The organism is Pedobacter sp., assembly GCF_041662865.1.
Classification (GTDB): Bacteria; Bacteroidota; Bacteroidia; order Sphingobacteriales; family Sphingobacteriaceae; genus Pedobacter.
This window is the reverse complement of record NZ_JBAZRL010000107.1, coordinates 415-3,121: the sequence shown is the minus strand read 5'-3', so window position 1 is coordinate 3,121 and position 2,707 is coordinate 415. Positions and strand designations below refer to the sequence as shown.

Below are 2,707 nucleotides of genomic sequence, written 5' to 3'. Positions count from 1 at the left end.
CGGTGCCTTTTGCGCAGCAAAAGACCATAACCACCTCGAAAACTTGTTCAAAAAACGATAATAGATATTGAGCAGACATCGACAGAAAGCCTTGTCTTTTTTAAGTGCTTACAGCAGCGAGGATTCCATTTCTCTGCACCATCCGATCAATGGTCCAGAAGACATTTTTAGAGTCTTAAAACGCCTTAAAATCAGCCGAGTGGACACTTTCAGGCGAAATGGGGTGGACACTTTGGGGCGAAAGATGTGGCCACTTTGCAAAAAAACAGGTGGCCACTTTTTGGATAACCCCCAACCATGTAGCTTTAACTATCTTAATTTATACTTTAAGATTTGCTTATGGGAAACCGTAACACTGACTCATCGCGACTCGTTACTTTAGTGTGATGAAAAAATCATTATATATTTTGATGTTGTGCATTTGCCTCTCTTGTAGTAAGAGCGATACCTCTTTAGAATCTGACACGGAAACCTATAGCCCTTGTGGCAGACATACTTCTGGACAGCAACTTTATAAAGGTTCAAAAGGGGGGTGTTATTATATTAACAGTAATGGGAAGAAAACTTATGTGGATAGAAGCGAGTGTAAATGTTAGTATAGTGACGCACATCCAACTTGTGTGGCTGGCGTTCCAGGAGTTGCAAGTAAAAATGCTTAAGCGGCATTATTACCCGTAGTTAACCGTATATTTTACGAATAGAAATTTTCAATTTCCGATCTTTACCGACAACCACGTAAACAAATGCTTCTAATTGTCCAAATGAGATATTATAGGAAAGAGGAAAGTCTAAACTTTTATATACGCTTAACCAAAGATGTCAGAAGAAAAATTAGAATTTAAAATCACCAGGGATGCCAACGGCAATGATATCGAATTGACTAATTTGTCGGTTGAAGCAACGAATTCCTTGATTTTAATGCTTCGATCGATGGCTGAGATAATTTCAAATACTCCTGGTGCGGAAAATGCAAAGATACAGGTAGTTAAAGGCTCGGCTACTGTGATGACAGTAGCTTCTGCAGAAGTTATTCAAAATTTTCAACATGATTTTCAGAATGTGCTTGATAAAAAGGAAACAAATGCTAGCATAGTCGCACCTTGGCGGCAATTACAAAATCTATTTCAAGCGAATGGGCTTATTTACGAAGCAAATTTTTACACAAAAGCTCAAAAGACATCCATCGAGAAACAAATAAAAAAGGCAAAAGAATTTCGGGCAAAACCAATTAAAAAGGCAGCTACCTTTTCTATTCAATTTTTAAAAGGTAAATTGATTGAAGTAGGAGGCACTAATCCAAACATACACCTTCAAGGTTCACGACCTATTCGATGTACTGAACTTGAAGCTATCGCGGTAAATAAATTTCTTTATCAGGATATCGAATTGTTAGTTCGTAAAAAAACAACTAGCGACGGTGAGGAATATACGTTCAGTGAATTCTTTATAAACGACGAGCAGAAAACGTACTTCAAGAACTTACTTCATCTTCTCGAAACAAAATCACTAGACGACTTTCTTTTTGATTTGCATTTCGAAATAAAAAAGCTGTTTGATAGTAAACAATTAGGAGTTGTTGCAAAAGTTATTAGAATGTTTGACCATTCTAGTACAGATGTTAATATCATTAAAACCATCTTGGTAATCACAAAATCTTTCGCCGAAGAAGAATCAATTAAGGATGCAAGAGCAAAACTCTATCATACATTAAAAAGTAACTTGATGCAAACCGTAATTGATTTTTGATGTATACGACGGAAAAGATCGAGGCTCTACTAATTGGATCAAAGACGACTATTAACAATAAAGACTTTATTGGATTTATTGTTTCTATTGATGAAAAAGGGGAAGCAAAACATTCAGGAATAATAATTTCGTTTCTTGGAAAGACGTCTTTATTCCATTACCTGCCAAAGGGTGTTTTTCTTGAAGAAATTGACTTAACGAAAGTGGGTTTTACCTATTCTTATAAAGAAATTACCATTGTCAATAAGAGTTTAATAAGATCTTTCTTAAATCACCGTAAAGTTATAAAAGCAACAGCAAAACCAAACTTTGGTTATTTCTATGCAGGTTCTTACTGCGAAAATGGAGTTTATCATTCTGATGACAATACCCCACAATTAATGACTTGTGTTGGTTTCTGTATAAATGTTGTGACAGGATTTTTAGAGGAAAAATCATATATAGAGTTTTCGGATTGGGTTTCGGTTTCTCAAACTGCCCAGATTTGGTTAGATAATTTTCTAATTGAATTTAAAAAAGAATTTCCAGAAGTGGATGAGGGTATAATTCGTAAAAACCTCCGTCGGATAAAACCTTCTGAATTAATATCTTCTGGTTATTTTGGTAAACTTCCAATTAGAAAAGTGCAAACCGATTTAGTGAAGCCGGTTGTAGAAGAAATATTTATGGAATCTATGCAAAAATAACTTAACCGTAATTCTCCGACTACGAGTTATCAATTTCTCATCTTTACTTCGCACAATTCATCAACCCCTAATAAAGCGGGTAAAGATTTAATTACGAAAACTTTTAAAATTTGCGAACAGTATAAGTTAGATATTTTAGACTATTTAATTATTACCAATTGGATGAAATTATTTCTATTTGCTATCGAGTTAGGTCTAAATTCGGTGCACGATTCCACATTTTGGTAAATAAATTATTAAAAATACAACCAACCCATGTACCATTCATCAAAATT

At 34.7% G+C, this 2,707-nt stretch carries 3 protein-coding genes; all 3 read left to right on the top strand.

Annotation, left to right across the window (positions count from 1 at the left end):
- Positions 1-386 precede the first annotated feature (386 nt).
- Positions 387-596: a hypothetical protein gene (locus WC622_RS16690; RefSeq protein ID WP_372820824.1), complete on the top strand. Its 210-nt coding sequence runs from the start codon at positions 387-389 to the stop codon at positions 594-596.
- Positions 597-816: 220 nt separating this feature from the next.
- The gene (locus tag WC622_RS16685; protein ID WP_372820823.1) at positions 817-1,746 is read left to right on the top strand and encodes a hypothetical protein; all 930 of its coding nucleotides are present in this window, start codon (positions 817-819) and stop codon (positions 1,744-1,746) included.
- A complete protein-coding gene (locus WC622_RS16680; RefSeq protein ID WP_372820822.1) occupies positions 1,746-2,432 on the top strand; it encodes a hypothetical protein in 687 nt (228 codons plus the stop codon). Before WC622_RS16685 ends, WC622_RS16680 begins: the two co-directional genes overlap by 1 nt.
- Positions 2,433-2,707 lie beyond the last annotated feature (275 nt).